Origin of the sequence: Nonomuraea sp. KM90 (assembly GCF_052246675.1) — a bacterium.
In the GTDB taxonomy this organism is placed as follows: Bacteria; Actinomycetota; Actinomycetes; order Streptosporangiales; family Streptosporangiaceae; genus Nonomuraea.
Genome location: NZ_JBQQCB010000244.1, coordinates 1 through 7,312 on the forward strand (window position 1 = coordinate 1; position 7,312 = coordinate 7,312).

At 70.8% G+C, this 7,312-nt stretch carries 5 protein-coding genes and 1 pseudogene; 2 read left to right on the plus strand and 4 right to left on the minus strand.

The annotated features are described in order from the left end of the window. A pseudogene (locus tag ACTWPW_RS62185) lies at positions 1-741 on the plus strand (hypothetical protein); the annotation flags it as partial. On the opposite strand, the gene ACTWPW_RS62190 reads toward ACTWPW_RS62185, so the two are convergent. After that, complete coding sequence (locus ACTWPW_RS62190) at positions 730-2,949, minus strand: thiamine pyrophosphate-dependent enzyme (protein WP_375118820.1); 2,220 nt, start codon at positions 2,947-2,949, stop codon at positions 730-732. The pseudogene ACTWPW_RS62185 and the gene ACTWPW_RS62190 overlap by 12 nt on opposite strands. Positions 2,950-3,146: 197 nt before the next feature. On the opposite strand from ACTWPW_RS62190, the gene ACTWPW_RS62195 reads away from it, so the two are divergent. Further along, the gene (locus tag ACTWPW_RS62195) at positions 3,147-4,478 is read left to right on the plus strand and encodes a hypothetical protein (protein WP_375118821.1); all 1,332 of its coding nucleotides are present in this window, start codon (positions 3,147-3,149) and stop codon (positions 4,476-4,478) included. A gap of 188 nt (positions 4,479-4,666) precedes the next feature. On the opposite strand, the gene ACTWPW_RS62200 is transcribed toward ACTWPW_RS62195, so the two are convergent. From ACTWPW_RS62200 to ACTWPW_RS62210, 3 genes are read right to left on the minus strand one after another with little or no spacing between them, the layout of a single operon-like run. Beyond that, entirely contained in the window at positions 4,667-5,521 is an 855-nt protein-coding gene (locus ACTWPW_RS62200; protein ID WP_443174724.1) for an ABC transporter permease, read from the minus strand. Between the two features lie 2 nt (positions 5,522-5,523). Further along, a complete protein-coding gene (locus ACTWPW_RS62205) occupies positions 5,524-6,501 on the minus strand; it encodes an ATP-binding cassette domain-containing protein (protein WP_375118823.1) in 978 nt (325 codons plus the stop codon). Beyond that, positions 6,502-7,089 carry a PadR family transcriptional regulator gene (locus tag ACTWPW_RS62210; protein WP_375118824.1) on the minus strand — a complete coding sequence of 196 codons (588 nt, stop codon included), beginning with the start codon at positions 7,087-7,089 and terminating at the stop codon, positions 6,502-6,504. It abuts the gene before it with no gap. Positions 7,090-7,312: the final 223 nt, after the last annotated feature.

Genomic DNA, 7,312 nt, shown 5'->3' on the forward strand with positions numbered 1-7,312 from the left:
CCCTTCCCGCCCACCACCGGCAGCCCCGGGCCGCCGGGCGCCGGCGCGCTTCCCACGACGGGCAGCCACCTGCCACCGGGTGGGGGTGCCCTTCCGACGACCGGCCACCACCTGCCGGCGGCCGGGAGTGCGCTTCCGACGACCGGCCACCACCTCCCGCCGGGCCAGGTGCCGACCGTCCCCCCTTCCGCGCCGGGCGCGCACGCTCCCGGCCGGGCGGCGACCGTCCCGCCGTCCCCCTCCCGCGCCCGCAGGAGCCTCCTGATCAGCGGCGCGGTGGCGGCCGTGGCCGCGACGGGCACGGCGCTGGCCGTGTACCTGTCGATCGAGCCGCCGGCCACCCCCGAGGCCACCCCCCAGAGCACCGCCGCGACGGCCACCGGCACCGCCCGATCCCAGCCCCCGAGCAGCAGCGCCATCGACGAGCAGGACATCGCCGCCCTGGCCCCCAAGCGGGTCGAGGTGACGGCGGACCAGGGCGCGCTGGTGGAGCTGCGATGGACGCTGCCCGCCGACGCCCGCCGCTACCCGGTGGTCGTCCAGCGCTCCCCGGTCAAGCAGGGCGAGCAGGCCATCACCGCGCTCGGCCAGGGCGCCACCTCGACCCGCGTGGCCGGACTCGACCCGGACAGCGGCTACTGCTTCCTGGTGGGCGTGCCGCTGCGCATCTCCGAGAACTCGACGGTCGCCTGGTCGAAACCCGCCTGCATCAGGGGCGCGGTGGCCAGGTCAGCCCAGTAGCTTGCGCGCCGCCTGCTCGATCTCCTCCTCCGACAGCAGCACGTGATCGGCCGCCCCGCCGAGCGGGATGAAGCTGTCGGCCGAGGTCACCCGCGCGATCGCCCCGTTGTACCCGGCGTCGAGCAGCTCGGTCATGATCCCCTCGGAGACGCCGCCGGTGTGCCGGGTCTCGTCCGCGATGAGCACGTTGCCGGTCAGCTCGGCCGCCCGCAGCAGGTCCTCGACCGGCAGCGGGGCCAGCCAGCGCAGGTCGAGGACGCGGCAGCCGTACCCCTCCTGGGTCAGCCGCACGGCGGCCCGCAGGCTCATCCGCAGCCCGTTGCCGAACGTCACGATCGTCAGGTCGCGCCCGTCGCCGTAGGAGCGCGCCCGCCCGATCGGCACGTGGGTCTCCGGCCAGCGGGCGGGCGGCGCGTACGGCGCCAGCCAGCCCCCGTCGCCCGCGTCGAACAGGTCGCGCGTGTGGTAGAGCGCGATCGGCTCCAGGAACACGCAGACGGACCCGGAGGTGCGGGCCGCCGCCAGGCACGTGCGCAGCATGGCGGAGGCGTCGTCGGGACGCGCCGGTGAGGCGATGACCAGCCCGGGGATGTCGCGCAGCGCGGCCACCGCGTTGTCGTTGTGGAAGTGGCCGCCGAACCCCTTCTGGTAGGAGTAGCCGGCCACCCGCACCACCATCGGGTTGGTGTAGGCGCCGCGCGAGAAGAACGACAGCGTGGCCGCCTCGCCGCGGATCTGGTCGAGCGCGTTGTGCAGGTAGGCCAGATATTGGATCTCCGGCACGGGCAGCAGCCGCGTCACGCCGGAGCCGAGCGCCAGCCCCAGGATGGCCTGCTCGTCGAGCAGCGTGTCGAACACCCGTGCCGCCCCGAACCGCTTCTGCAACCCCCTGGTCACACCGTAGACGCCGCCCTTCTTGGCGACGTCCTCGCCGAACACCGTCATCTCCGGGTAGACGGCCAGCGCGTCGGCGAGCGTGCGGTTGATGGACTGCGAGAGCGTCATGGGCTTGTCGTTCTCGGGCAGCGCGCCGGCGAACGCCTTCTCCCTGACCGAGGCCGAGGCCGCCATCGGGCTGATCTTGGCGATCAGCTCGGGCCGGCGCGGCGCGATCGGCTCCATGATCTCCTTGGCCGTGCCGAGGCGCGGGCTGCGCGTCGTCTCCAGGGCGATCCGCAGCACGTGCTCGCGCGCCAACTCGTACATCTTGAGCAGCTCGTCCGGGGTCTCCAGCCCGGCCTCCACCAGCAGCGCCGCCGTGCGCAGCAGCGGGTCGCGGGCGAGGTCGCCCTTGATCTCGCGCTGCGTGCGGTACGCCGACTCGACGTCGGACCCGGCGTGCCCCATGAGCCGCACGGTCGACAGGTGCAGGAACGCGGGGGAGCGCCGCTCGCGTACGTGTTCGGCGGCGCGGACGGCGGCGTCGTAGGCGGCGGGCAGGTCACAGCCGTCGGCGGCGAAGTATTCGATCCCGGGGCGCCGCGCGGCCGCCTCCACCCAGCCCTGGGGAGTGCGGACGCTGATGCCGATGCCGTTGTCCTCGCACACGAACAACAACGGCAGCGCCTGCCCCTGGTAGGTGGCGTAGGAGGCGGTGTTGAAGCCGGACAGCGCGCTGGCGTGGTTGATCGAGGCGTCGCCGAAGCTGCACACCGCGACCGCGTCCTCCGGCCAGGCCGAGCGGACCCCGAGCGCCCGCGCCCGCTCGATGGCGAACGCCACGCCGACGGCCCTGGGCAGGTGGCTGGCGATCGTGGAGGTCTGCGGGATGACGGCCAGGTCGGGATGGCCGAACACCTTGTGCCGCCCACCGGCGATCGGCTCGTCGGCCGCCGCGGTCAGACCCTTCAGCACGTCGCGCAGGCCCTGCTCGGGCAGCCGCCCGGCCTGTTCGGACCTGGTCAGGTAGAACGCGCCGGAGCGGTAGTGGAGCAGCGCGGGGTCACCGGGCCGCAGGGCGGCGGCGACGGCCGCGTTGCCCTCGTGACCGGCGGAGCCGATCGTGTAGTAGCCCTCGTCCTGCTCGCGCAGCCAGCGGGCCGCGATGTCGAGCAGGCGGCTGTCGAGCTGGCGGCGGAACAACGTCCGGCACTGCTCGCCGGTCAGCGTCGTGCCCTCGCGGACCGGGAGCCCCGGATCTCGCGCGGGGCCCGTCTCCAGTGTCGCAACCGCCTCGGTGAAGTGAGTCTCAACAGTGTCGCGCGCCACACCTCGATTATGTCTTTGATCGGCCCTGACGTCTGCCGGACGCCGGTGACACGTTGTGGACCGGTCCGTTTGACACCCGCCTATAACGGTTTGTCAGAATCCACAACCTTCCCCGGAGGCTGCACGTCTACTTATATGACACACGTGGCACCCTCAATGCCGCGTTGAACCAATGGGGTCTCCAGAAAGGAACCCGCATGTTACAACGCATTCGTGTCGCCGCCCTCGCCCTCGTACTCGCCGCCGGGGCACTCGCCTCGGCCCCCGCGACCGCGACGGCGGCACCCGCCCCAACCATCAGCGATGTGGGCATCAGCCCGGCCCCTCCGATCGTCGTCTTCGACACCGACGTCAGCGTCACGTTCACGTTCACCACGACGAATGCGACCACGGCCGACCTCAAGCTCAACGGGGACCCGGTCACCGTCACGTCGGCGGCCGTCTCCGGCGGCCTGAAGTGGACCGGCACCAAGTCCTTCGGCGCGGGCGCCGTCGGCAAGTGGAGCTACACCGCCACCGCGCACGGTGACGGGGACGCCTCCAAGTCCGGCACGTTCGACGTCGTCAGGGCACTCGACACCAAGATCGCCGACTTCGACGCCGGCCCCGACCTGGTCGACAGGGGCGACACCATCCGCGTCACCGGCCGCCTCCTGGCCGGCGGCAAGGGGTACGACGGCCAGTCCGTCTCCATCACCTTCCGCGGGCGCGGCTCCGACTCCTACCGTGAGGTCACCAAGGTGACGACCGGCCGCGGCGGCTGGTTCGGCGCCCGGGTGCGGGCCGACGCCACCGGCTGGTGGCGTGCCGAGTTCGCGACCACGGCCACCGCCAGAGGCACCGTCAGCGACGCCGACAGGGTGGACGTCAGGCGTGGCAACCGGGCCAGCAGCATCGCCGGCTTCGACGCCCGCCCCGAGCCGGTGGACAAGGGCGACAAGCTCACCTTCACCGGCGCCCTGCGGGTGGAGGGCCGCGACGGCGTGTCCGGCCAGCGCGTGGCCGTCTACTTCCGGGCGGACGGCTCGCACCGGTGGGAGTACGTCACGAGCGCCGTGACCGGCCGCCACGGCCGCTTCTGGGCCTCCGCGTCCGCGCAGACCTCCGGCTGGTGGCGCGCCGAGTACCGGGGCGCCCGCGGCGTCAACGGCTCGGTCAGCGACGCCGACTGGGTGCGCGTCGTGCAGCCCGCCCCGCCGCCGTCGGTGGACAAGGCCGACACCCGGCTGATCAAGTTCAACGCCTACCCGGAGCCGATCAAGCGCGGCAAGTACCTGAGGTTCAGGGGCGCGCTGCAGATCGACGACGAGGGCTCGTGGGAGGGTTACGCGGGCAAGGTGGCGCTGTACTTCAAGCCGGTGGGCTCGAAGAAGTGGCAGTACGTGAAGTCGACCTGGTCAGGCGACAGCGGCCGGCTCTACACCAAGGTCCGGGCCTGGAAGTCGGGCCACTGGAAGTTCGTGTTCGGCGGTGACGAGGACACCTACGGCGACGACAGCCGCCGCGACTACGTCCGCGTGAAGCGCTGACCATCCGGCACCGAACGAGGCCCGGGGCACACCACCCCGGGCCTCGTCCTCGTCTGCGGTCGTCTCCAGCCTCGAGACCCTGACTTCAAGGTCACGACACTTCTCCTGGAGATCGAACATCGGAACTGCGCTCCTCTTCGAGCTACCCTCCGTGCAAGATCGATCGCAGTCGGATGCGAAAGCCAGTCCTATTCCGCCCGTTTGAACTCCGCGACCGCCACCGCCAGCAGCGCCGCCCCCAGGGCCGCCACGATGCCCAGCTCCAGCGCCACCGGCACCTGGAAGTCGAACCACCGCACCCCGGGGTTGAGCACCGCGTTGACCTCGGCCGGCACGTTCAGGTGGGAGAACACCGCCTCCCGCATCGGGTCCACCGCGTACGTCATCGGGTTGACGACCGTCAGCACGTGCAGCCACGAAGGCAGGTTGGCCAGCGGGAACATCGCCCCGGACAGGAACATCATCGGCATGATCGCCATCTGCATCAGCCCGAAGAAGGTCTGCATGTTCTTCATCCGGGCCGCCAGCATGACCCCGAACGCCGTGATCGTGAACGCCGCCAGGAACATCTCCGCCAGCAGCGTGGCGAACAGCGTCGGCGAGTACGGCACCCCCACCAGCCCCGCCATCGCCAGGATGACGACGCCCTGCCCGGTGGCCACGATGGCGCCGCCCAGGCACTTGCCGATCACGATCGCCCCGCGTGAGACGGGCGCGACGAGCATCTCCCGCAGGAAGCCGAACTCGCGGTCCCACACGATGGAGCCCGCCGAGAACATGCCGGTCATGATCACGGTCATGGAGATCATGCCGGGATACATGAACGTCCGGTAGTCGATCCCGGGGATCGAGCCCTGCACCAGCGACCCCAGCCCCGTGCCCATGACGAACAGCCACAGCACGGGCTGCATGAGCATGGACAACATGCGGGTGCGGTCGTTGACGAAGCGGAGCATCTCCCGGTGCAGCACGACCTTGACGGCCCGGAGGTCGTGCCCGGCGCTGCGGCCCGGCACCCGGACGCTGATGGCCTCTGTCGCCATGACTACCGCCTCGCCATCGCTCTCATCCACGCCATGTTGCCGTCGCCGGACTCGGCGTCGCGGATCGTGGAACCGGTGTAGGACATGAACACGTCGTCGAGGGACGGCCGGGAGACGCTCACCGACCTGATCGGCATCCCGAGCTCGGCGAACAGCCGGGGCACGAACTCCTCACCCGAGGCCACCGCGAACGTCACCGCGCCCTCGCGCACGGCCGCGTCCAGCCCGAACCGCTCCCGCAGTGCCCTGATCGCCTCGGTGTCGTCGGCGGTCTGGATCTGTACGCGGTCCTTGCCGACGCTGGCCTTCAGCGCCTCGGGGGAGTCGATGACCACGATCTCGCCGTGGTCGATGATCGCGATCCGCTCGCAGTACTCGGCCTCGTCCATGTAGTGGGTGGTCATGAAGATGGTGATGTCCTCGGTGAGCCGTAACTGGTTGATGTACCCCCAGATGGCCGAGCGGGTCTGCGGGTCGAGGCCGACGGTGGGCTCGTCGAGGAACAGCACCCTGGGGGAGTGCAGCAGGCCGCGGGCGATCTCCAGGCGCCGCTTCATGCCGCCCGAGAACGTCATCACCTTGGCGTCCTTGCGGTCCCACAGCGCGACCATCTCCATCACCTGCCGGATCCGGTCGCCGACCACGCGCTTCGGCACGCCGTACAGCTCGGCGTGGAAGCGCAGGTTCTGCTCGGCGCTCAGGTAGCCGTCCAGGGTGGGGTCCTGGAAGACGAGGCCGATGTTCCTGCGTACCTCGTCGCGCTCCTTCACCACGTCGTGCCCCGCGACCGTGGCGCCGCCGCCGGTCGGGTTCACCAGCGTGCAGAGCATACTGATGGTGGTGGTCTTGCCGGCGCCGTTCGGGCCGAGGAACCCGAACACCTCGCCGGGGCGCACCTCGAAGTCGACGCCCTTGACGGCCTCGACCTTGCCGTACGTCTTCTTCAGCCCGCGTACGGCGATCGCCGGGTCCGCGGTCATTCAGTCCTCCGCCAGGATCTGGAAAATGGATCTGCGCGTCTGCTTGATCAGTTTCTTGGCCGCCTCCACCTGCTGGTCGCTGGCCGTGTGCGCCAGGAGGGTGAACGCCTCGTTGAGCTGGGCCCAGAGCAGGCGCAGCTCGTGGTGGTCGTCGGAGACCGTGCGGGCGACCTCCTCCCAGGGCGCCTCGTCCGCGTGCCGGGCGGCCTGCTCGCGGCCCCGCTCGGTCAGCCGGTACGTACGGCTGCCGCCCGACTCGTCGCCGGTCACCAGGCCCTCGTCCTCGAGCTGCTGCAGCGCCGGGTAGACCGAGCCCGGGCTCGGCCGCCAGACGCCGCGGCTGCGCTCCTCGATGCCCTGGATCATCTGGTAGCCGTTGCGCGGCTCCTCGTACAGCAGGGCCAGCAGGGCCGCCCGGACGTCGCCGCGGCGGATGCGCGGCGCGGCGACGTTCCCGTGGACGGCGAAGTGTACGTGCGGCGGCGGCCCGGGGAACGGCGGGCCCGGCGGCGCTCCGGGCGGTCCGGGCGGGAACGGGGGCGGTGCGGGCAGGGGCGGAGGAGAGTCCCAGAAGTCGGGTTCGCGCATGATTGCCTCCAACTATCGAGATACCGTGACGATATATCTAGATAGTTGGCACAACAAGGCCCTCATGCCGAGTGACCAGTAAGTTAGCGAGCCTTAACCTCGATGACTCACGCCTTGATCGTCCTGAGTAATGGGTTCGGTGTGGCGGAGGTTTCCGCCTGATCATCCTGTTCGTTCGCTCGGTGTGCCGTAGTGTGCCGCCCGAGGCGCTCGGATGGGCGGC

What these genes read in the sequence shown, in the direction of transcription:
- ACTWPW_RS62210 (WP_375118824.1), bottom strand. Translation starts at nt 7,089, where the DNA reads ATGCGCGAACCCGACTTCTGGGACTCTCCTCCGCCCCTGCCCGCACCG.
- ACTWPW_RS62205 (WP_375118823.1), bottom strand. Translation starts at nt 6,501, where the DNA reads ATGACCGCGGACCCGGCGATCGCCGTACGCGGGCTGAAGAAGACGTAC.
- ACTWPW_RS62195 (WP_375118821.1), top strand. Translation starts at nt 3,147, where the DNA reads ATGTTACAACGCATTCGTGTCGCCGCCCTCGCCCTCGTACTCGCCGCC.
- ACTWPW_RS62200 (WP_443174724.1), bottom strand. Translation starts at nt 5,521, where the DNA reads ATGGCGACAGAGGCCATCAGCGTCCGGGTGCCGGGCCGCAGCGCCGGG.